Annotated in this window: 19 protein-coding genes; 4 read left to right on the top strand and 15 right to left on the bottom strand. The window is 35.0% G+C overall.

All coding sequences use genetic code 11. The features are described 5' to 3' along the window. Window positions 1-27 precede the first annotated feature (27 nt). From BLV64_RS12970 to BLV64_RS13005, 8 genes are all read right to left on the bottom strand, one after another. A complete protein-coding gene (locus BLV64_RS12970) occupies window positions 28-750 on the bottom strand; it encodes a YebC/PmpR family DNA-binding transcriptional regulator (RefSeq protein WP_092136259.1) in 723 nt (240 codons plus the stop codon). Between the two features lie 189 nt (window positions 751-939). Further along, a complete protein-coding gene (locus tag BLV64_RS12975) occupies window positions 940-1,233 on the bottom strand; it encodes a 4a-hydroxytetrahydrobiopterin dehydratase (RefSeq protein ID WP_092136261.1) in 294 nt (97 codons plus the stop codon). A 114-nt stretch (window positions 1,234-1,347) separates the two neighbouring features. Continuing rightward, entirely contained in the window at window positions 1,348-2,178 is an 831-nt protein-coding gene (locus BLV64_RS12980) for a sugar nucleotide-binding protein (RefSeq protein WP_092136263.1), read from the bottom strand. Window positions 2,179-2,192: 14 nt separating this feature from the next. Continuing rightward, window positions 2,193-3,107, bottom strand: a complete 915-nt coding sequence (locus BLV64_RS12985; RefSeq protein ID WP_092136265.1) for a glutaminase — start codon at window positions 3,105-3,107, stop codon at window positions 2,193-2,195. 21 nt (window positions 3,108-3,128) lie between these two features. Next, window positions 3,129-4,199 (bottom strand): glycine cleavage system aminomethyltransferase GcvT, encoded by a 1,071-nt coding sequence (gcvT, locus tag BLV64_RS12990; protein ID WP_092136267.1) that lies wholly within the window; start codon window positions 4,197-4,199, stop codon window positions 3,129-3,131. 139 nt (window positions 4,200-4,338) lie between these two features. After that, window positions 4,339-5,544 (bottom strand): tyrosine--tRNA ligase, encoded by a 1,206-nt coding sequence (gene tyrS, locus BLV64_RS12995; RefSeq protein WP_092136268.1) that lies wholly within the window; start codon window positions 5,542-5,544, stop codon window positions 4,339-4,341. 255 nt (window positions 5,545-5,799) lie between these two features. After that, entirely contained in the window at window positions 5,800-6,411 is a 612-nt protein-coding gene (locus BLV64_RS13000) for a class I SAM-dependent methyltransferase (protein ID WP_092136270.1), read from the bottom strand. A 6-nt stretch (window positions 6,412-6,417) separates the two neighbouring features. Next, window positions 6,418-6,852 (bottom strand): VOC family protein, encoded by a 435-nt coding sequence (locus BLV64_RS13005; RefSeq protein ID WP_092136272.1) that lies wholly within the window; start codon window positions 6,850-6,852, stop codon window positions 6,418-6,420. Window positions 6,853-7,015: 163 nt separating this feature from the next. Between BLV64_RS13005 and BLV64_RS13010 the strand changes: the two genes are divergently transcribed. After that, window positions 7,016-7,654: an SDR family oxidoreductase gene (locus BLV64_RS13010; protein ID WP_092136274.1), complete on the top strand. Its 639-nt coding sequence runs from the start codon at window positions 7,016-7,018 to the stop codon at window positions 7,652-7,654. Window positions 7,655-7,666: 12 nt separating this feature from the next. On the opposite strand, the gene thrC is transcribed toward BLV64_RS13010, so the two are convergent. From thrC to thrA, 3 genes are read right to left on the bottom strand one after another with little or no spacing between them, the layout of a single operon-like run. Continuing rightward, window positions 7,667-8,962: a threonine synthase gene (gene thrC / locus BLV64_RS13015; RefSeq protein WP_092136275.1), complete on the bottom strand. Its 1,296-nt coding sequence runs from the start codon at window positions 8,960-8,962 to the stop codon at window positions 7,667-7,669. Between the two features lies 1 nt (window position 8,963). Further along, entirely contained in the window at window positions 8,964-9,887 is a 924-nt protein-coding gene (locus BLV64_RS13020; protein WP_092136277.1) for a homoserine kinase, read from the bottom strand. A 3-nt stretch (window positions 9,888-9,890) separates the two neighbouring features. Beyond that, window positions 9,891-12,344 carry a bifunctional aspartate kinase/homoserine dehydrogenase I gene (gene thrA, locus BLV64_RS13025; protein WP_092136278.1) on the bottom strand — a complete coding sequence of 818 codons (2,454 nt, stop codon included), beginning with the start codon at window positions 12,342-12,344 and terminating at the stop codon, window positions 9,891-9,893. Between the two features lie 324 nt (window positions 12,345-12,668). Here thrA and BLV64_RS13030 point away from each other — a divergent pair, with 324 nt between their 5' ends. Next, window positions 12,669-14,240: an NAD(P)H-hydrate dehydratase gene (locus BLV64_RS13030; RefSeq protein ID WP_092136281.1), complete on the top strand. Its 1,572-nt coding sequence runs from the start codon at window positions 12,669-12,671 to the stop codon at window positions 14,238-14,240. An 83-nt stretch (window positions 14,241-14,323) separates the two neighbouring features. Here BLV64_RS13030 and BLV64_RS13035 read toward each other — a convergent pair whose 3' ends face one another. Continuing rightward, on the bottom strand, window positions 14,324-15,388 hold the full coding sequence (locus BLV64_RS13035) for a redoxin family protein (protein WP_092136283.1): 1,065 nt from the start codon (window positions 15,386-15,388) through the stop codon (window positions 14,324-14,326). A 120-nt stretch (window positions 15,389-15,508) separates the two neighbouring features. Here BLV64_RS13035 and hutH point away from each other — a divergent pair, with 120 nt between their 5' ends. Next, the gene (gene hutH, locus BLV64_RS13040; RefSeq protein WP_092136285.1) at window positions 15,509-17,017 is read left to right on the top strand and encodes a histidine ammonia-lyase; all 1,509 of its coding nucleotides are present in this window, start codon (window positions 15,509-15,511) and stop codon (window positions 17,015-17,017) included. Window positions 17,018-17,087: 70 nt separating this feature from the next. On the opposite strand, the gene BLV64_RS13045 is transcribed toward hutH, so the two are convergent. The 3 genes from BLV64_RS13045 to BLV64_RS13055 form a co-directional block, all read right to left on the bottom strand. Continuing rightward, on the bottom strand, window positions 17,088-17,474 hold the full coding sequence (locus BLV64_RS13045) for a hypothetical protein (protein ID WP_092136287.1): 387 nt from the start codon (window positions 17,472-17,474) through the stop codon (window positions 17,088-17,090). A 262-nt stretch (window positions 17,475-17,736) separates the two neighbouring features. Further along, entirely contained in the window at window positions 17,737-18,129 is a 393-nt protein-coding gene (locus BLV64_RS13050; RefSeq protein WP_092136289.1) for a hypothetical protein, read from the bottom strand. A gap of 70 nt (window positions 18,130-18,199) precedes the next feature. Beyond that, entirely contained in the window at window positions 18,200-20,749 is a 2,550-nt protein-coding gene (locus BLV64_RS13055; RefSeq protein ID WP_092136291.1) for an ATP-dependent Clp protease ATP-binding subunit, read from the bottom strand. 263 nt (window positions 20,750-21,012) lie between these two features. Between BLV64_RS13055 and gyrA the strand changes: the two genes are divergently transcribed. Continuing rightward, window positions 21,013-23,568 (top strand): DNA gyrase subunit A, encoded by a 2,556-nt coding sequence (gyrA, locus tag BLV64_RS13060; RefSeq protein WP_092136293.1) that lies wholly within the window; start codon window positions 21,013-21,015, stop codon window positions 23,566-23,568. Window positions 23,569-23,616: the final 48 nt, after the last annotated feature.

The following is a 23,616-nucleotide window of genomic DNA, read 5'->3' on the forward strand; positions in this document are numbered from 1 at the left end:
TTTATAAGATATAAAGAAAATTAGTGATTAGTCTTCACTACTTTCTTCCATAGTATGATAAACGTTTTGTACGTCATCATCCTCTTCAATTTTTTCTAAAAGCTTTTCGACGTCTGCTACTTCTTCAGGAGTAAGTTTTTTAGTGACCTGTGGAATACGTTCAAATCCAGATGATAAAATTTCAATACCACGAGACTCCAATTCAGCTTGAATAGCTCCGAAGCTTTCAAAAGGAGCATAGATTAATATACCATCATCATCAGCAAAAACTTCTTCGGCACCAAAATCAATGAATTCTAATTCTAACTCTTCAGGGTCTAATCCTTCGGCAGGAATTCTAAAGTTACACGTGTGATCGAACATAAAAACTACCGATCCAGAGGTTCCTAAGCTCCCGTCGCATTTGTTAAAATAACTACGAACATTAGCGACAGTTCGCGTGTTATTATCGGTTGCCGTCTCTACTAATATAGCTATTCCGTGAGGTGCATAGCCTTCAAAAATAACTTCCTTATAATCGCCTTGGCTTTTATCGCTAGCACGTTTTATAGCACGTTCAACATTGTCTTTTGGCATGTTAACCGATTTCGCATTTTGAATAACCGCTCTAAGCCTTGCGTTGGTGTCAGGATCTGGGCCTCCTTCTTTAACAGCCATTACAATATCTTTTCCAATGCGTGTAAAGGCCTTACTCATTGCAGACCAACGCTTCATTTTACGTGCTTTACGAAACTCAAAAGCTCTTCCCATAGTGTTTATTTTATATTTTCTTTTTTGAAAAACGGATTTATATAATTTTACACAAATTTAAAAAAATATATGAACTGCATTCTTATTTTCTTAGAAACTAAGCATTAATTGTATAGAAGTATAATACAACGTAGTTGTACATCTAATACATAGATGCAGAATAGTATGCAGAAGTAGTTTTAAATGTGTTTATTCGTCTTCTTCTTCGACAATAAGTTCTATAGCTTCCGCAAGCTTAAAGTCTTTTAAAGTAACACCATCCACTTCATGGGTGTGTAAAGAAATTTTAAGAATATTATAACTATTTGTCCAATCTGGATGATGATTTAATGCTTCACATTCAAAAGCAATCCTACTCATGGCACTAAAGCAGTCTTTAAAATTTTCAAATTCATACTCTGCGTGAATAGCGTTATTGTGATACTCCCACTCAGGGAATCGGATTAAACGTTTTTCGATATCTTCTTCTGATAATTTTGACATACTAGCTGTTTTTTTATTAGGTAAATAGATACTACTAAAATAATATTATTTAAATCAATTTCATCAGATTTACAAAGATTTAATACGACTAAAAAAAAAGCACTTCTGAGCAAATTAATAGTCTAATTCTTCGATAACAAGCGAACTATTTAACTGTAGGTGTTTTGGTAAGGTGTTGGTTTTAGGAAGAATGGCTAAATACCTTTCGTCGTTTGTTGTAAATACTTGCTTAATAAGTGGTTTATTAATGCCTAAGGCTTCAATAATTTCTTTGGTAAAATCATCATGATGTACTAAGTCGTTGCTTCCTAAGTGAAACACCCCCGATTTATTACGGTTAATTATATAATGAATTTGCTGAGTGACCTTAGTATCTGTGGTTACATTCATTATTAAATTAGGAAACACTTCTACAGGTATCCCTTCGTTAATAAATGCCTTTATTTCTTTAATTCTTGGTGACTGCGCACCAAAAACCATAGGTAGTCGTAAAATGGCTACTTGATGCGCAGGCAAACGCAGCAACATGTTTTCGATTTTAATTTTAAAATGCCCGTACGGACTGTGGCTTAATGTTTTGTCTAGTTCATAACTCGGGAATTTACTGTAGGCATCAAATACATTGGCGGACGATAGATAAATAAGTTTAGCGTTATGGGCAACAAGGTATTCGGCCACGTGATGGTGAGCAATAATCTGAGCAGAGAAATTACCTCGTAATGCCGATATGATAATCGTGGGGTTAACAGCTTCTAAAATTTCAAAAACATCATCTTCTTCTATATCGTATTGAAAAAAGTGTTGGTTTTTATCATAGCTATAATTATCCGTTCTATACGTCCCATAGGTTCTAAAATAGGGGCAGAGCTCTTTATAGATCGCCTGACCTATAAAACCACTAGCGCCTAGAATTAAAATTCTATGTTTGTTATTTCTTTCTATCATGACCTGGTTAACGCTTAAAAAATAGATAAATTGGTTTGAGAAGTAAATTGTTCTAAAGCCTGCATGCCAATTAGCGAATTTCCTCTAGGATTTAATCCTGGTGCCCAGGTTGCTAGAATAAAATTATTAGGTAATAGGGCAACAATTCCTCCGCCAACACCACTTTTTCCTGGTAAACCGACTTCAAAAGCAAACTCTCCGGCTTCATCATAGAAACCGCAGGTAAGCATTATTGCATTAATACGCTTGGCTTGTTGGATGGGAATATGTTGATTGCCTTGCATGCACTGACCGCCATTAGCAAAGAGATAAAAAGCCTTAGACAGTTGCTCACAACTCATTTCTATCGCACATTGATGAAAATAAAAATCGAGAACATCGTCGACACTATTATTTAAATTATTAAACGATTTTAAAAGATAAGCTGCTGCGAAATTATTAAAACCGGTGCGCTCTTCAGAATCGGCAACCTTAAAATTGTATTTTATGCTTTGATCGTTAGCAATATTGCGGACGTATTGTAAAAAGTCTTCTTTAGGATTTTCTAGGTGCGTGACTAAAATATCCGCAATAACTAATGCTCCAGCGTTTATTAACGGGTTTCTAGGAATTCCATTTTCGAGTTCTAGTAATGATAAATGATTAAACGGATTTCCCGAAGGTTCTACGTCTACGCGTTCCCAGATTTTATTATCCTCGAAAGCAATCGCTTTAGATAATGCGAGTACTTTAGAAATACTTTGAATAGAGAAGGGGGTAAAAGCATCGCCGGCAGAAAAAGATCTGCCGTCGATGTGTTGCATATATAGACCGAGGGTATTGACATCTTGTTTTGATAATTCCGGAATATATGAGGCTACTACGCCTTTATCCTCCCGTGTTTTTAAATCGTCATGTATGTTGTTTAATAGCCCTTGGAAATCTATCATATATTAGCTTTTATTTTTAATTTATGCTTTGTAAAATGGTGGTTTTACAATGGTTGCAGGAATTGCTTTTTTTCTAATTTGAATAAATATTTTTGTTCCTACAGCAGACACTTCAGTAGGTACATAACCTAAACCAATTCCTTTACCTAAACTTGGAGACATGGTACCAGAAGTTACAATACCAATAGCATTTCCTTCCGCGTCTACAATCTCGTAATCGTGTCTTGGAATACCACGTTCATCTAATTCAAAAGCAATTAACTTACGTTTTGGTCCGCGTTCTTTTTCAGCTTTTAAAGCTTCAGAATTCGTAAATTCTTTAGTGAATTTTGTTATCCAACCTAAACCAGCTTCTATTGGAGACGTTGTATCACTAATATCATTTCCGTAAAGGCAATATCCCATTTCTAAGCGCAGGGTATCACGTGCTGCTAATCCAATAGGTTTTGCACCAGCTGCAGTTACTTTATCCCAAATTTGTTTAACCTCGTCATTTTTACAGTAAATCTCAAATCCACCACTTCCTGTATAACCCGTTGCCGAAATAATAACATTTTCAATACCAGCAAAATTACCAACTTCAAAATTGTAGAATTTTATTGCTGCTAAATCGTGACTAGATAAAGCTTGCATTTTTTCGACAGCATTCGGTCCTTGAATCGCTAATAGAGAATAGTCTTCACTTAAATCGCGCATAGTTGCACCCACATCATTTTTAGAAGAAATCCAATTCCAATCTTTTTCAATATTACTAGCGTTTACAACTAATAAATATTGATCTTCTTTTAATTTATAAATAATTAAATCGTCTACGACACCGCCATCGTCATTTGGTAAACACGTATATTGTGCTTTTCCAACAGTTAATTTAGACGCATCATTACTACATACTTTTTGTAATAAATCTAGTGCATGCTCGCCTTCAACTAAAAATTCACCCATATGTGAAACGTCGAATACACCACAGTCTTTTCTAACCGCTTGGTGTTCGATATTTACGCCGTCGTATTGAACAGGCATATTGTAACCAGCAAAAGGAACCATTTTCGCTCCTAGAGCTTCGTGAGTAGAGGATAACGCAGTATTTTTCATAGGTATAAACTTAAAGTTTTATTTGTATTTATTATTGTATTTGATTGGCTTCAAAGGTATCGAAAATTATTCGTTTTTGTAAATGGACTTAAGGATTAAATCACAGTCAAAACGAATTCACGTCACTTTTATACACAGACTATTTCAATTCGAAGAAATCCCGTTTACCTATTTTTAGTTTGACCCCATTTATTGCTGTTATTTTTTTAAAGGGCTCTATAATTTTTTTATTGTTTATTTGAACAGCGCCACTTTCTATTAATCGTCGGATGGCTGAATTGGACAAGTCGCTTTTTATTGCTTTACACAAGTCTAAAATAGTTATAGTTTCAGTCTCTAGATTTAAATCTGTTATAGCTATCGGACTAAAGCTTTTTTCGTCAAACACTTTATTTTGAAATTGATTTTCAAAAAACAACTCAGCTGAAATAGCCGCTTCTGCATTATGGTATTGACTAATGATATTTTTTGCTATGCTTTTCTTAATAGTCATAGGGTTGACTCCGTCTTGCAATTGTTGTAAGATGGCTTCTTTTTCGGTTATTGAAAAATCGGTTACCAACTGTAAAAATTCAGGAATTAAATCGTCTGGCATCGATAAGGTTTTACCGAACATATCGTTAGGCGTGTCGGTTAATCCAATAATGTTATTTAGCGATTTACTCATCTTTTCTTTACCGTCTAATCCTTGTAATAGTGGCATACACATAACGATTTGAGGGTTTAAACCGTGACTTTCTTGTAATTGTCTTCCCATAGTACAATTAAAAAGCTGATCGGTGCCACCCATTTCGATATCACATTGAAGCTGTACCGAATCGAACCCTTGCAGTATAGGGTACACGAGTTCGTGCATGGCTATTGGTGTGTTTTCTGTAAAACGTTTATTAAAATCTTTTCTGTGCATAAGTTGTGCAACCGTTACTTTAGATAATAATTGAATGACGTCTGAAAACGAAAGTCGATCTAACCAATCGGAGTTAAAGACAATCTCTGTTTTTTCAATGTCTAAAATTTTTGACAATTGATTAATGTATGTTTGTGCATTGTGTTGTACTTCTTCAATACTTAAGGGCTGACGGCTTTTGTTTTTTCCTGTAGGATCTCCAATTCTAGCGGTGAAACTACCGACCAAAATAATGATATGATGCCCCTGTTCTTGAAATTGTTTTAGTTTTTTTAATACTACAGCATGTCCCAAATGTAAATCGGGAGCTGTTGGGTCGAATCCTAATTTAATTTTTAGTGGGCGTTGTTCCTTTTCCGCCAATTGCAACTTCTGTTTCAGTCCGTTTTCAGGGAGAATAATCTCTGTGTTTTCTTGTAATTTTAAAAGGGTTTTCATAATTTTTTGTATAAAAAAAGCCCGAACAAAAATGCTCGGGCTTTACAGGTTATATAAATACTATTCGTTAATTCTTAAACAATACATGTTTTTAAATTTTTAGCATATAATTCCACAGCCCCACTATTGTAATAATAGGTGCTGAAAAAAGGAAGGCGTAATATGTTCTCTAAAAATTTCATTGCAAAGGCAAAGTTATACCTTATTTAAATACTAGCGTTTTAATATTTTGTTAAAAGGTTAATTGCTGTGATATTATTTTTTTTTAAAGCTGCAAAACACAAAGTTTTGGGTGGTACTAAAGGGGGTGTTATGATCTTCTGTTTTACATGTAATAGGTTCAAAAGAAGCCTTAAAGGTAGTAGATAAAGAGCTCTCAGAATACTGTGAGATGTTTAGTCCGCTACATTTTTCTGGTCCTTGGGTAGAAAATGTTCCTAATACCAAATACCCAGAAACAAAATGGTTTGTAAGGGAGATATACTTATTAATATCATCAGGCTCAGTTAGAAAATGAAAGGCAGCGCGGTCATGCCAAACTTCAAAAGTCGTATCAGGATTAAAGTTTGTGATGTCACTAACAATCCAATTCACCAATTTTGCGCGCACTCCTAAGCGTGCTTGCGCTCGTTCTAGCGCTTTTTTAGAAATATCAAGTACTGTAATATTGGTGTAGCCTCTATCTAATAAACAATCTACTAGTTTACTATCTCCACCACCTACATCAATAATTTTGGCGTTCTTTTTAACTTGTAAAGATTCAATTAATTCTAATGAGATTTCCGGTGTTTCTTGTGTCCAACTCACTTGATCAGGAGTTTTTGTTGCATAGACGGTTTCCCAATGTGTTTTTTTATCTGCCGACATTTTATATTATTTTATACTGTTTTTATTATAACTAATCATCCATTGAATACCAAACTTATCGACTAACATACCAAAATAATCTCCCCAAAAGGTATCCTCGAGGGGCATAATTTTATGTCCGTCAACACTAAGTTTTTGAAACATTGTATCGGCCTCCAGTTTAGAATCTGCGGTAATGGAAATCGAAAAATTATTGCCTTGGTTAAATTGGTCTTGTTGCTGTCCAGCGGTATCACTACCCATTAAAATAGAATGTCCAATAGGAAGAGATACATGCATGATTTTGTTTTTGTCCTCATCATCGATTTTACAATCTTCAGATTCAGGCATATCTTTAAAATAGCCTAAATAAGTAAACTCACCTCCAAAAATAGCTTTGTAAAAATTAAAAGCTTTTTCGCAATTTCCATTAAAATTCAAATATGTGTTTATAGTTGCCATAGTATGGTGGTTTTAGTGAATTGTAAAGTTAAAATAATTTGTGCACACCATTCTCTTTTTCAAATAATACTTCATTGTTAAACAGGTTTTATATACGTATTAAACTAAAGTTAAACCCTTAATAAGAGTTGGGAGTATCAATTTTTAATGGTAGTTTATAACTATGGAAAATATATTAGTTGCGGGTGCTAATGGCACCACAGGAAAAATGATAGTGGATTTACTACAGGAATCCCAAGATTTTAAACCGGTAGCGATGGTAAGAAAAGAGGAACAGAAAGCTTACTTTACTGCTAAAAACATTGAAACAGTTTTGGTCGATTTGGAAGGGGATGTCTCTCCTAGCTTTGATACTAATAACCCCATAGATAAGGTGGTCTTTGCTGCTGGTTCCGGTGGAAAAAAGGTACAGGAAGTTGATCAAGATGGAGCGATAAAACTTATTGATGAATCTAAAAAACAAGGCGTTAAAAAATTTATTATGTTAAGTTCTATGGGTGCAGATACACCAGAACAAGTCCCTGAACTGAAAGACTATTTAGTAGCGAAACAAAATGCCGATAATCATCTAAAACAAAGTGGATTACCCTATTGTATTGTGCGTCCAGGCGCTTTAACTAACGACGCTGGATCAGAGACCATAGCGTTAGAATTAAAGTTAAATAAACAAGGTGAAATCAGTAGGAGTGATGTCGCTAAAACTTTAGTACAGACCTTAAATACTGCCATAGCAAACCAAGTAACCTTTGAAATTATTAAAGGTCAAACACCCATAGAGAAAGCTATAATTGCTCTATCTTAAATAAAGCGGTTTTTAAGGGGATAACAAAAACGTTTTAAAAGCATTGTAGTTACCAATTTTGGTGGCTATCTTTGTTTTAGAAAGTACAGATTTAATTTGGGGTGGGAGTTCCTGTGGTATTCCAATAACCTCTTCTACAACATTCAGAAATTTTGTAGGGTGTGCGGTTTCTAGAAACACACAATGTGCGTCAGGGTGCAGTTTTAAGTAGTCTTTACAAGCTAAGTATCCAACGGCACCGTGAGGATCGGCAATATAATTATAGGTAGTATAGAGTTCTTTTATACCCTGTTTAGTGTCTTCGTCTGTAAAACTAAATGCCGATAGGTTTTGTTTTAATTTATCGAAATCCTGATGGTAGATTTCTTGAACCCTAACAAAGTTACTAGGGTTACCAACATCCATAGCGTTACTAATAGTTTGTACGGAGGGCTTTAGGCTGAAGGTTTTAGTTTTTAAATAATTACTAACACTATCGTTAGCGTTATTGGCGGCAATAAAATGAGAGACAGGCAAACCTAATTGCTGTGCCATCATACCCGCACATATATTTCCGAAATTTCCGCTAGGCACTGAAAACACAATGTTTTTATAAGTTTTATATAGCGCTTTATAAGCAAATAGATAATAAAATAACTGTGGTAACCAACGAGCAACATTTATAGAGTTGGCCGAGGTAAGCTGTAAAGTATTGGTGATTTCAGTATCTAAGAAAGCGCGTTTTACCATATCTTGGCAATCGTCAAAGACGCCATCAATTTCTAATGCGGTGATGTTTTGCCCCAAGGTGGTAAGTTGCTTTTCTTGGATAGCACTCACTTTTCCGCTAGGGTACAAGATAACTACTTGAACTCCTTTTACGCCTAGAAAACCATTAGCGACAGCACTTCCAGTATCCCCAGAAGTGGCTACTAAAACAGTAATCTCTTCGGTGCTTTCTCTATTAAAATACGCCAAACACCGGGCCATAAAACGGGCCCCAACATCTTTAAACGCTAAAGTTGGTCCGTGAAACAGCTCTAATGTAGATAGATTAGTATTGAAATTAATTATAGGAAAGTCAAAAGAGAAAGTGTCCGTGATAATCCTTTTCAACTCATTTTCAGGAATGTCTGGCGTTACAAACTGTTTAATAGCTTCAAAAGCGATCTCTTCATTAGAATACTGATCGATATTGGAATAGAATTCGGCAGGTAAGGCTGTGATTGTTTTTGGGAAATACAACCCTTTATCAGGCGCCAAACCTTGTATTACAGCCTCTTTAAAACTAGTATCTTTTGCCTTTTTGTTGAGTGAATAGTAAGTCATATTATAATATTTTGATGCCTTTAGAATTGATTTTGGACACATAAGTGTTAAAGGGTATTCCTGATTTTGAATATACGTCACGCATTGATTTTTCTACACTTTTAGCGGTTGCAAGACCTTCGCTTAAGGCAAATATAGAAGGGCCAGAGCCAGAAATGCCACAACCTAAAGCACCGGCTAATACCGACTGTTTTTTTATACTGTCAAAGTGGGGGATAAGTCCTTTGCGGTACGGTTCGATAACCACATCTTGTAAGGCGCTGCTAAGTAATTGGTAATCGTTAGTATGTAAAGCATGGACTAAACTTCCCACATTAGCCCATTGTGTTATAGCCAATTGTAAAGGGATTTGTTTTGGTAAAACCGCACGAGAATCACTCGTCTTAATTTCTATTTCAGGATGAATTAGTGTTGCATAAAGGGCTTTTGGAGATGGTAATTCTAAAACCTGAATAGGCGCGTTTGATTTCACTAGAGTAAATCCACCAAATAGAGCAGGAGCTATATTATCGGCGTGTTCTATACCACTAGCCAATGCTTCTCCTTTCATAGCAAAATGCGTTAATTGATGACGGGTGTAAGGGCGACCTAATAATTCGTTTATAGCGAACACACTACCAGAGGCACTTGCCGAACTACTTCCTATACCACTTCCGGGTTTTATCTTTTTATAGATTTCCATCTCAAAGCCGAAATCAAGATTTATATCGTTTAGTAGTGCTAAAGCAGCAACTCCGGCTACGTTTTCTAACGGATTTAAGGGCAATTCAAATCCTTCTATGCGTGTTATTCGAAAGCCTTTTTCTTTTGATTTTCTAACTACGATCTCATCACCTATAGTATCTAAGCAAAACCCCAAAACATCGAAGCCACAAGAGACATTGGCTACGGTAGCAGGTGAAAATATTTTTATTTCGTTTCTCATAGCTTAGTTTTTACCAATTCTAATAATATCGGCAAAAAGACCAGAAGCCGTAACATCGGCACCCGCTCCAGCACCTTTAATAATCATAGGCTGCTCGGGGTAACGCTGTGTGTAAAATAATACGATATTATCTTTTCCTTCCAGGTTATAAAATGGATGTCCTTGCGGAATCTCTTGTAAACCAACATGCGCTTTTCCTTTATTAAATGTAGCGACATATTTTAACTGACAGCCTTTTTGATTTGCCGATTTATAGAGCTTTTGAAAATGAGCTTCATCTTCAATAAGCGTGTTATAAAAGTCATCTATAGAATCACTGTTTAAGTTGTTTTTAGTTAAAAAAGATTCGTTTTTAATGGCTTCTAAATTCATTTCAAAGCCACTTTCTCGTGCTAATATTAGTATTTTTCTAGCCACATCTACACCACTTAAATCAATTCTAGGGTCGGGTTCTGTATAGCCTTCAATTTGAGCTTGTTTCACCACATCGTGAAAGTTCGTGGTTTCATTAAAATTATTAAATACAAAGTTTAAACTTCCCGATAATACCGCTTGAATACTAATTATTTTATCTCCGGAAGCCATTAGATTTCTTAAGGTATCAATAATAGGTAAACCAGCACCAACATTGGTTTCAAATAAAAAGGGCGCATTGTATTTTAAAGATAATTCCTTAAGAAGAGAATAGTTTTTTTGAGAACTTGAACACGCAATCTTATTACAGGCCACTACAGCGATACTTTCTTTTAAATAGTGCTCATACAATTGTGACACCTCGGTATTAGCAGTAATATCGATAAAAATACTATTCCGTAAATTAAATGATTTTACAGTGTCAAAAAAAGTGGATAGTGACGCGTTTTGTCCTTTAGCTAAGTCTTGTTTCCAGTTTTTTAGTGGCAGACCTTCTGCATTAAAAATCATCGTTCTAGAATTTGAAAGTCCGGCAACGCGTACATTAATTTTATGGTGTTTAATTAAATAGTTTTTTTGCTGATTGATTTGCTCCACCAACCGTTCACCAACATTTCCAACACCAGTTATAAAAACATTTAATTGTTTAGTGTTACTTTCAAAAAACCGTTCGTGGACCGCATTTAGAGCTTTTTTTACATCTTTTTCGGCTATTACTGCCGATATATTACGTTCTGAGGCACCTTGAGCAATAGCTCTGATATTAATATTGTTTTTCCCTAAAACACTAAACATTTTACCGCTAACCCCTTGATGATTTTTTATTTTGTCACCCACAAGAGCAATAATAGAAAGTTCTTTTTCGACTAGTATGGGATCAATTTTAAAAGTTTCAATTTCATATTTAAAAGTTTCATTTATTACTTGCTCTGCAATAGAAGCATCTTTTTCATCTATTCCAAAGCATATAGAATGCTCTGATGAGGCTTGAGTAATAAATATGATATTGATTTTCTGACTCGCGAGAACTTCAAATAAGCGTTTGGAAAATCCTGGAACCCCAACCATACCACCGCCTTGAAGTGTTAATAGTGCGATGTTATTTATGTTAGTAATTCCTGTAGCAGGAGATTTTTCTGTATTGTAATACTTTGGGTTATTTGTAATCAAAGTCCCTTCATGTTCCGGTAGCAATGTGTTTTTAATGCGTATTGGGATATTGGAAAATAAAACAGGTTGAACACTCGGTGGGTAAAGTACTTTGGCGCCAAAATGAGACAGCTCCATAGCTTCCTGATAGGAAATGAAAGAAATGGGGTGGGCTTGCTTTACAAGTTTAGGATTCGCGGTAAACATACCACTCACATCTGTCCAAATCTCTAAAGTATCCACTTGTAATACTGCTGCTATAATGGCTGCCGTATAATCTGAACCTCCACGGCCTAACGTTGTGATTTCGTTACGTTCAGATTTTGAAATAAAACCAGGAACTATTGTGAGGTCTTGGCCGGCAGTGCTAAAGTAGTCGTGTATCTGTTTATTTGTACTATCGAATTTAACTTCTGCCTTAGTGAAGTTGGAGTTTGTAATTATAAGTTCTTGTCCATTTTTTCTTGTTACGGCAATACCTTTTTCTCTGATTACCTCGGTAATAATGTAAGACGATAATAATTCGCCATAGCTCATTAGTTTGTCGGTGGTTTGTGGTGATAATTCATTAATTAAAAAAATACCGTCTAAAAGCTTTTTTAAATCTCCCAACTGATCTTTTAGGTGAGATTGAATCTCCTTGTTGTGCATAGGCTTCAGTTCTTCCACAATTAATAGATGTTTTTTCTGAATATCCTGAAATGCCTTTATATACTGAGTATCTTTATTTTTAGCTAACTCGCCCGCTTTAAGTAAAGCATCTGTAACACCTGCAATGGCCGATACCACACAAACGACTTTATTATTTTTGGTTTGATTTTCGAGAATTGAGATGACTTTGTTGATGTTTTTTGAGGAGCCTAAAGACGTTCCTCCAAATTTTAAAACTTGCATAGAAATGTGGTTTAGTTGGTAATTGTTTTGATTAATAACAGTTAAAAAAGTACTGTAAATAGACGGAAGTGAAATGTGTATACCCCTAAAGGGTTGATGCCGTTAAAAAATACGTTGTGCCCACAGAAATACCAGCGCCAAAAGCTGATGATAAAGAAATTAGTATTTCGGATTTGTTGTACATTTTTCTGTGCTATGCCTTATAAATATATTACTTTTACTCAAAGAATATTTAGAAAACACGACTTTTATACCTCTTTTTAGTTTAAAGGTTAGGTTTTTCCCATTAAAATCAATTAAAAGACAAAATACAGAAGATTACAAATGAAAATATTTACTAAAGAGCAAATTTACGCGGGTGATACTGAGACGGCTAAAAAACAGAATATTAGCTCTGCAGATTTAATGGAGCGTGCAGGGATACAGATTTTTAATTGGTTACATGTGCGAATGCAAGGCGCCCAAGTTCCTATTCATGTGTTCTGTGGTATAGGAAATAATGGTGGTGATGGTTTGGTAGTCGCTAGACATCTTATTACTCATGGCTATAATGTACATACCTACGTAGTAAATTGTAGTACAAAACGTTCTAAAGATTTTTTAGTTAATTACGATCGGATTAAAAGTGTCACAAAAGAATGGCCTACGTTATTAAATTGCAAGGAGGATTTTCCTGCTATAGATGCTAATGATATTATTGTAGATGCTGTTTTTGGAATTGGTATAAACCGTCCTGTAGATGCGTGGGTTAAAGGACTTTTTAATCATTTTAGAGCCTCTAAAGCCTATACTTTATCGATAGATATACCATCCGGATTACATACAGATCAAATACCTAGTGATTTAGAAAGCGTTGTTTCGGCGGCTCATACTTTGAGTTTTCAAACGCCTAAACTCGTGTTTTTCTTGCCTGAAACTGCAGGGTTTACTGTGCAGTGGGAAGTTTTAAATATCGGATTGGATCCTGAGTATTTGTTTAATACTCAAACTGAAGCAGAACTTATTGGAAAAAATGAAGTTTTACCTTTATATAAGCCGAGAGAGAAATTCTCACATAAAGGTACTTTTGGACATGCTGTAATTATTGGTGGAAGCTACGGAAAAATGGGAGCGGTTACATTAGCAAGTAAAGCGGCATTAGTTTCTGGTGCAGGAAAAGTAACCGGGTACATACCAAAATGCGGCTATACTGTTTTGCAAACAAGTGTTCCCGAAGTTATGGTAATAACCGATAAGCATGAAGAGTACCTAATAAGTATGACCATTGATGTCGAGCCGTCAGTTGTTGGGATTGGAGTAGGTATGGGGACAGAAAAAGAAACGGTATCGGCATTCACAACATTTTTAGAAACTATAAAAGTACCTGTAGTTATTGATGCTGATGCAATTAACTGTCTCTCAAAAAGTAAAAAAGCTTTAAAAGCATTACCTGAGTTCTCTGTGTTAACGCCACATCCAAAAGAATTGGAAAGATTGATTGGAACATGGAGTGATGATTTTGATAAATTGAAGAAAACAAAGGCCTTTTCTAAAAAACACAATGTTATTGTGGTTATAAAAGGCGCGAATACCATAACGGTGTTTCAAGATAAATTATTTATAAACGCTACGGGTAACCCTGGTTTAGCAACTGCCGGAACGGGAGATGTCTTAACGGGAATCATTACAGGATTAATTTCGCAAGGCTACGAGCCGCTATTAGCAACACTATTTGGTGTGTATTTACACGGCCGCGCTGCCGATTTAATAATAGAAGATTTTGGATATCAAAGCCTGCTTGCTAGCGATGTTATAAATGGTATTTCTGAAGCTTATTTAGATCTGTTTACGCAGCCAGAATCCCAAACTCCTGAAGAAGATGAAGAAGAAACTAAAGGAAAACAAAAAGAGAAATAGGGCGATAAAAATATCGTGTTAAAGAATAAAGTAATAAAAAAAGCGAACTTTTCAGTTCGCTTTTTTTATAGATCGTTTTAAAATTAGATTTCTAAACTATTAAAAAGCTCTATTAATTTATCTTCAGAAGGTCTTGGTGCATCTGCATCTACAATATTTCCAGCAGGATCAATTAGTAAGAAGCGAGGAATAGCATTAATTTTATAAGCTCTAATAAATTCCGATTCGAAGGCTTTATCAGACATTAATTGAACACCTCCTAATTCCTTTTCTTCTACCATTTTTCTCCATCCGTCATAAGCTAATTTTTTAGCTTCTTCAGGAGTTTCAGCTCTATAACCACGTCCGTTATCAGTCGAAATACTTACGAATTCAATGTTTTTACCGTGGTATTCTTTTTCAAGTTTTTTAAGTGAAGGAATTTCAGCTTTACAAGGTCCGCACCATGTAGCCCAAATATCAACATACACATATTTTCCTTTTAAATCCTTTAAAGATGTTGTTCCACCTTTGTAATTTTCATAATTTTCAAAAGTTGGAGAAGGCGACCCTTTAGGTAAGTCTCTTTTTAATGCAATCTTTTCACCTACATAACGCTTGTAAAAATTAAGCATTGGCTTAACTTCATTAGCAGCATTGTTTGTTAAAGAGGTGTCAATTGTTTTGTTTTTATCATAAAACGCAAGCAATTCTTTTTCTATATTTTTCATAGATTCTTCTAAACCTAAAGAATCTAATTCAGCTAGTTTTTCAACATCTAAAAGACGTTCTTGAACCCTTACTTTCTCTGCTAAAAAGTTACTGTGTTCGGCACCATTTCCTGAGAATTTCACGGTTTCATCAAACATTTTGGTGTCTAATGTCAGATTTAAATCGTAACCATTTTTTAAAAAGGCTGTCGTTTGCTCATTCCCATCGTATATAGAATATAATCCTGTTTCTACTTTAAGGGTATCAGAAAAAGTTCCGTCGGCACCAACTTTAATGGTTTTTGTAAACTCACGGTTTCTTACAACGATAGAGTCGCTACTTTTGTTAGTAATCGTTCCCGAAAGTGTTACATAGTCTTTAGGAGCTTCTACCTTAGTGGTGTCGTCTTTACAAGCTACAATAGCTAATGCCGACAAGCATATTAGTATTTTTTTCATTATTATATATTTTAATTTCTTTCAAAAATAACAGAATAAAATTAGTATTAAATTATTAAGCCTATTTTATTTGCATAATATCTCCTTAATGATGACTTTTGAGGGATTAAAAATAAAATTATGGAACGCATACATTATTTATCTTCTGAAACCCTAGAATTAACCACGATAAGCGATATTCTTTCCGAGGAAAAGACTTTAATATTATCTGAAGATTCTAAAACTCGTATTGTTAAGTGTAGAACCTATTTAGATGAAAAATTAAAGAAGCAAGACAAACCTATTTACGGTATAAATACGGGGTTTGGATCTTTGTATAATGTTGAGATTTCTAAAGAAAACTTAACTAAACTTCAAGAAAATCTAGTAATGTCGCACGCTTGTGGTACTGGAGAGCGTGTTCCAGATGCTATCGTAAAATTAATGTTACTCCTTAAGATACAGTCGTTAAGCTATGGGCATTCAGGAGTGCAATTGCAAACCGTAGAGCGCCTAGTGGCTATGTATAATGCCTCTGTTTTACCAGTGGTGTATACACAAGGGTCTTTAGGAGCTTCTGGAGATTTAGCGCCTTTAGCGCATTTATCTTTACCTTTAATAGGTAAGGGGGCAGTAGTGTATAATGGAGAAGAAATGCCTTCGGAAGCCGTGTTAGATATTATGAAATGGGAGCCTATTTCATTACAATCTAAGGAAGGTTTAGCGTTGTTGAATGGTACGCAGTTTATGAGTGCATACGGGGTATTCTTACTTTTAAAAAGTTTTAAGTTGTCTTATTTAGCCGATTTAATAGCAAGTGTATCTATTGATGCTTTTGATGGTCGATTAGATCCGTTTAATGAATTAATACATTTAGTTCGTCCGCATAACGGACAATTAAAAACGGCGGAACGCATTAGAGAATTCTTAAGTGATAGTGCTATTATTAATCAGGAGAAACAACATGTTCAAGACCCATATTCGTTTAGGTGTATTCCTCAGGTTCATGGAGCGACAAAAGACACCTTAGATTTTGTATTAAAAACATTTAAAACGGAAATCAATTCGGTTACCGATAATCCGAATATATTCTCTCAAGAAGATGAAATTATATCTGGAGGAAATTTCCATGGTCAGCCACTAGCTTTAGCTTTAGATTATTTAAAAATAGCTATGGCTGAGTTAGGTAATATTTCTGAGCGACGCGTTTTTCAACTCGTTTCAGGATTAAGAGGTTTACCTGTTTTCTTGGTTAATAACCCAGGATTAAATTCAGGGTTTATGATACCTCAATATACTGCAGCAAGTATTGTAAGTGCTAATAAACAATTAGCAAGTCCGGCGAGTGTAGATAGTATAGTTTCTAGTAACGGACAAGAAGATCACGTTAGTATGGGGGCTAATGCGGCTACGCAAGCCTATACTTTGGTGAATAATGTAGAACGTATCTTGGCTATCGAATTGTTTAATGCGTCACAAGCATTAGCGTTTAGAGCGCCTTTACAGTCTAGTCCGTTTATAGAGCAATTATTAGGTTCGTATAGAGTAGAGGTACCTTTTGTTGAAGAAGATGAAGTAATGCATTATCCTATCCAGCAATCGATATCGTTTTTACAACACCTACAAATTGATTCTGCTGAGTTATATTAATTTAAATATAGCTCCTTAGTAGCATATACATAGTATAAAAATCCCTCTTCAATTTTGGAAAGGGATTTTTTTATTTATTCTCTATATAGGTCTTATAAGTTAATGCCGCCCAGTTTTTAGCTTCAAAAATTGAAGAACAGACTTTAAAGGTTTTCTTTAAAAAGACTTGTTCTATTTCAGTTGATTTTCTGCTGAAATAGTTTTCGGTAACGACACAGAAACCAATTAGATTATCGATTTTAGAACTTGAGTTGTACATTAAAGGGTCTACAGAATAGGAGTGTAGTCTATGTGAGATATAAACAAAAGGTTGATTTTCATAATATTTTAAAATCACTTCTGTTTGTTTTGAATTTAGATTATTACACATCACGGTGCCTTCTTTTATTACGGAAATCACAAAATGATCGTAAAATGTAAGCTTACAAAACCCTAATGAATTGTCTTCAATTTTCATAAATCAAAAGTAGTGAAAACTAAATAGATTTAAAGCGTATTTATACAATTGATCACAATTAATTCATGTTAATTTTATGATGATATAAAATAGATGAGTGTACTATGTAAGATAGGTTTATAGCTCATTTAATAATTAGCTTAGGTTTAATCTAATGATGCTATAGTGGAGTGTATCTAATGATTAAATTATTCATAATAAACTGGATCGCTATTGAATTAATCGTAGCTTTTAAGAAATAATTAAGTAAACAGTATTTTCGTTAATCAGTTACCTTTGATAAGTGTTTTTTATATACTAAAGTCGCCCAATTTTTAGCCTCTAATAGGCTAGGGAAAACCATATAAGGTTTTTTTAAAAATAACCGTTCCACTTCGGTATTTTGTTCGTTATAATAATCTTGTGTTACAACTCCAAAAGCGATTAAATTTTCTACTTGAGAGGTGTTTTTGTAGATTAAAGGATCTAATGAGTAGGAATGTTTTCGGTGCGTAATATAAGTAAACGGCTTGCCTTTGTAAAAGTTTAAAATTACTGCCGATATTTTTAAACTTAACTCAGAGGTTAGATTAACGCCTTCATGAACGACCGATATAACATAGTATTCATAAAAAGTCAATTCACAGAATCCTAAACTGTTATTAATGATTTTCATCTTATAAATTTAGTAAAAAAAAAGACTCCAATCAAGTTGATTGGAGTCTTTTTAAATCGTGCTAAATGTTTTATGACTCGGCTGATTTTTCAGATTTCTCTATTTTAATTGTTATTTCATTGGTCGTTTTATCTAGGTCCATTTTAATAAGATCACCTTCAGCGATATGAGATTTAATGATTTCTTCGGCTAGAGTGTCTTCAACATATTTTTGGATCGCTCTTTTAAGCGGTCTTGCACCATATTGTTTATCAAATCCCTTTTCTGCAATATATTCTTTTGCAGCCGTAGTTAACTCTAATGTATAACCTAAACCTTTAATTCGCTTTAATAGCTTATCTAACTCGATATCAATAATTTTATTAATGTCTTCTTTTTCAAGCGCATTAAATACAACCACATCGTCAATTCTATTTAAAAACTCAGGAGCAAACGACTTTTTAAGAGCGTTTTCAATAACTGCACGAGCATTGGCGTCTTCTTGAGATTTTTGGGATGCTGTACCAAAACCGATACCTGTACCAAAATCTTTAAGTTTTCGTGCACCAATATTAGAGGTCATAATTATAATCGTATTTCTAAAATCGATTTTACGACCTAAGCTATCTGTTAAATACCCGTCATCTAATACCTGTAAAAGCATATTAAATACATCTGGGTGAGCTTTCTCTATTTCATCTAATAAGATTACAGCATAAGGCTTACGTCTTACTTTTTCGGTTAATTGTCCGCCCTCTTCATAGCCTACGTATCCTGGAGGTGCTCCAACCAATCTTGAAATAGCAAATTTCTCCATGTACTCACTCATATCTATTCTAATTAAAGAATCTTCACTGTCAAATAACTGCTGAGATAAGACTTTAGCTAACTGCGTTTTACCAACACCAGTCTGCCCTAAAAATATAAATGAACCAATGGGCTTGTTAGGGTCCTTAAGTCCTGCACGATTACGCTGAATCGCTTTTACAACCTTTGCTACAGCATCTTCTTGACCAATAACACGTCCTTTAATAAGTTCTGGCAATTGGGCAAGTTTATTACTTTCGGTTTGTGCGATACGATTTACAGGTATACCTGTCATCATAGATACCACATCGGCCACATTATCTTCGGTAACAATTTCTTTATTTAGCTTGGTATCTTCCTCCCATTTTTCTTGGGCAATACTAAGTTCTTTTTCAAGGCGTTTCTCGTCGTCTCTTAAACGCGCTGCCTCTTCATACTTTTGTTTTTTAACAACCGAATTCTTTGTTTGTTTAACCTCTTCAAGTTCCTTTTCTAATTCTAAAATTTTCTTTGGAACATCGATATTCGTGATATGTACTCGAGAGCCCGCTTCATCTAAAGCATCAATAGCTTTGTCTGGTAAAAAACGCTCGGTCATATAGCGGCTTGTTAATTTAACACAGGCTTCAATAGCTTCTTGAGTGTATTCTACGTTGTGATGTTCTTCGTACTTCTCCTTAATATTATTAAGAATTTCTATAGTTTCTTCCTCATTAGTAGGTTCAACAATGACTTTTTGGAAACGACGTTCTAAGGCGCCATCTTTTTCTATATACTGTCTGTATTCGTCTAATGTTGTTGCGCCTATACATTGTATTTCTCCACGTGCTAAAGCGGGTTTAAACATGTTAGAGGCATCTAAACTACCGGTAGCACCACCAGCACCAACAATAGTATGAATTTCGTCGATAAATAATATGACATCATCATTTTTTTCTAACTCGTTCATTACGGCTTTCATACGCTCCTCGAACTGACCTCTGTATTTCGTACCCGCAACAAGGCTCGCTAAATCTAAAGTCACTACACGCTTGTTAAATAGAATACGCGATACTTTTCGTTTTACAATTCTATTTGCTAAACCTTCTGCAATAGCCGATTTACCAACGCCAGGCTCCCCAATTAATAAAGGGTTATTCTTTTTACGTCGCGATAAGATCTGCGAGACACGTTCAATTTCTTTCTCACGTCCAACAACAGGGTCTAGTTTTCCTTCTTCAGCCATAGCTGTTAAGTCACGACCAAAATTATCTAAAACAGGTGTTTTAGACTTTTTATTACCTTTTGGTGTTGGGGTGTTAAATATATCTTTAGAGTCGCTACTGTCGCTTGTATTAGCGTCATCATCCGGAAACGACTCAGCTTTTGGTTCTATATAATTCTCGTCGTTTGTTATCATAAACTTAAATTGTTCTTTAACGTTATCGTAATCTACCTTGAGCTTATTTAAAAGTTTGGTAGTCGGATCGTTTTCGTTTCTTAAAATACACAGCAATAAATGTGCGGTGTTGATTGATGTGCTTTGAAAGAGTTTTGCTTCTAAAAAGGTTGTTTTTAAAGCACGTTCTGCTTGACGCGTTAGGTGTAAATTCTTCTTCTCGTTAGTTACAACTGAAACATTTGGGCTTGCAGGGCTTAGTATTTCAACTTTGCGTCTTAAGTGATTTAAATCTATATCTAAGGCATTTAGGATATTAATAGCCTTTCCGCTACCATCTCTTAAAAGTCCTAACATTAAATGTTCGGTACCAATAAAATCATGACCTAGGCGCAGGGCTTCCTCTTTGCTAAAAGCAATAACATCTTTTACTCGTGGTGAAAAATTATCGTCCATATAATAGTTTACTTTCTATGCTTAAAATTACTAAATCATATTACCAATGGCAAAAACTATTCCTTAAATAATATGTACGTAGCTAATAGACAAAAAATAGTTTATTAAATCAAAATAATTAACAACTAACTTATAAAAAATGTGAGATTATTAATTGTTAATAAAAAGCATTAAAAGAATAGGGTTTAAGTCTTGCTATCACTAATGAAATGATTATATTAGCACGTTTTGAAACACTCATAAAAACTTAATTATATTATATAATGGCAGAAGGAGAAAAACTTATCCCGATTAATATTGAAGATGAAATGAAGTCGGCTTACATTGATTATTCAATGTCAGTCATTGTGTCACGTGCTCTACCAGACGTTAGAGATGGCCTTAAACCTGTTCATAGACGTGTACTTTATGGTATGCACGAACTGGGTGTTAGAGCAAACAGTGCACATAAAAAATCTGCGAGAATTGTAGGAGAGGTTTTAGGTAAGTACCACCCACACGGTGACACCTCGGTATACGACGCGATGGTACGTATGGCTCAAGAATGGAGTTTGCGTTATATGCTAGTAGATGGTCAAGGTAACTTTGGATCTGTGGATGGTGATAGTCCGGCAGCAATGCGTTATACAGAAGCACGTATGCGTAAAATATCGGAAGATATGCTTGCGGATATTGATAAAGAAACTGTAGACCACCAATTAAACTTTGATGACACGTTAGAAGAGCCAACGGTGCTTCCAACCAGAATTCCAAGTTTATTAGTTAATGGAGCTTCAGGTATTGCAGTTGGTATGGCAACAAATATGCCTCCTCATAACTTAACAGAAGTTGTAAACGGTACGATTGCTTATATCGAAAATAAAGATATCGAGATCGACGAATTAATGCAGCATATTTCGGCACCAGATTTCCCTACTGGAGGAACCATTTATGGTTATGACGGTGTTCGTGAGGCGTTCCATACAGGACGCGGACGTGTCGTTGTGCGTGCTAAGGCAATTATCGAAGAGGTTAATGGTCGCGAATGCATTATTGTAACCGAGATTCCGTACCAAGTGAATAAGGCAGATATGATTAAGAAAACTGCCGACTTAGTAAATGAAAAGAAAATGGATGGTATTGCTACTATCCGTGATGAGTCCGATAGAAATGGAATGCGTATTGTTTATGTTCTAAAACGTGATGCAATCCCTAATATTGTTCTTAATAAATTATACAAATACACAGCGCTACAATCGTCATTTAGTGTTAATAATATTGCGTTAGTTGCTGGAAGGCCTCAATTATTAAATCTTAAAGAGTTAATACATTATTTCGTAGAGCACAGACATGATGTGGTGGTAAGGCGTACCACTTACGAGTTGCGCAAAGCGGAAGAACGTGCTCATATTTTAGAAGGGTTAATTATCGCTTCTGATAATATTGATGAAGTTATTGCTATCATTAGAGCATCGAGTAACGCCGATGAAGCAAGAACTAATTTAATTGAACGTTTTAAACTTTCGGAGATTCAAGCGAAAGCGATTGTCGAAATGCGTTTACGCCAGTTAACAGGTTTAGAGCAAGACAAATTACGTACAGAATATGACGAATTAATGAAGACTATCGAAGATCTTAAAGACATCTTGTCTAGTAAAGATCGCCGTATGGAGATAATTAAAGACGAATTAGCCGTTGTAAAAGATAAATATGGTGATGAGCGTCGTAGTACTATTGAGTATGCTGGTGGAGATTTGAGTATTGAAGATATGATTCCAGATGAAAAGGTGGTGATTACAATTTCTCATGCTGGATATATTAAACGCACGTCATTATCAGAGTATAAAACTCAAAATAGAGGAGGTGTTGGTCAAAAAGCATCGACTACACGTAACGAAGATTTCTTAGAGCATTTATTTGTGGGAACTAACCACCAATATATGATATTTTTCACTCAAAAAGGGAAGTGTTTCTGGATGCGTGTTTATGAAATCCCAGAGGGTACTAAAACCTCTAAAGGTAGAGCAATCCAAAACCTGATTAATATAGAACAAGACGATAAGGTAATGGCATTTATTTGTACTCAAGATCTTAAGGATGAAGACTACATTAATAGCCACTACGTTATTATGGCGACTAAAAAAGGACAAGTTAAAAAGACGTCGTTAGAACAATATTCTAGACCAAGAGCAAATGGTATTAATGCCATTACAATTAAAGAAGGTGATGAGTTATTAGAAGCAAAATTAACAACTGGAGAAAGCCAAGTGATGTTAGCTTTAAAATCTGGTAAAGCCATTCGATTTGAAGAAGCTAAAACAAGACCTATGGGACGTGGAGCTTCGGGAGTAAGAGGTATTACTTTACAAGATGATAATGATGAAGTTGTTGGAATGATTGCTGTAGATGATATGGAAAGCAATATTCTTGTAGTTTCAGAAAACGGGTATGGTAAACGATCAAGTTTAGATGACTACCGTATAACAAACCGTGGAGGAAAAGGTGTTAAAACCATTTCTGTAACCGAGAAGACTGGAAACCTTGTTGCGATTAAAAACGTAACCGATCAAGATGATTTAATGATTATTAATAAGTCAGGTATCGCTATTAGAATGGCTGTAGAAGATTTAAGAGTCATGGGGCGTGCAACACAAGGTGTGCGTTTAATTAGCTTAAAGGGTAAAGATTCTATTGCAGCGGTTGCTAAAGTGATGCATGAAGATGAAGACGAGGTTATCTTGGATGAAGATGGGAATATTATACCAGTTGACACGGAAATTGAAGGTACAGAAGAGGTGTCAGATAACGCTAACGAGGATTTACAAGTAGACGACGAATAAAATTGGCATAACTATTGATATTTTAAGAAAAAAACAAATAAAAATTAT

Origin of the sequence: Bizionia paragorgiae (genome assembly GCF_900107625.1) — a bacterium.
GTDB classification, from domain to species: domain Bacteria; phylum Bacteroidota; class Bacteroidia; order Flavobacteriales; family Flavobacteriaceae; genus Bizionia; species Bizionia paragorgiae.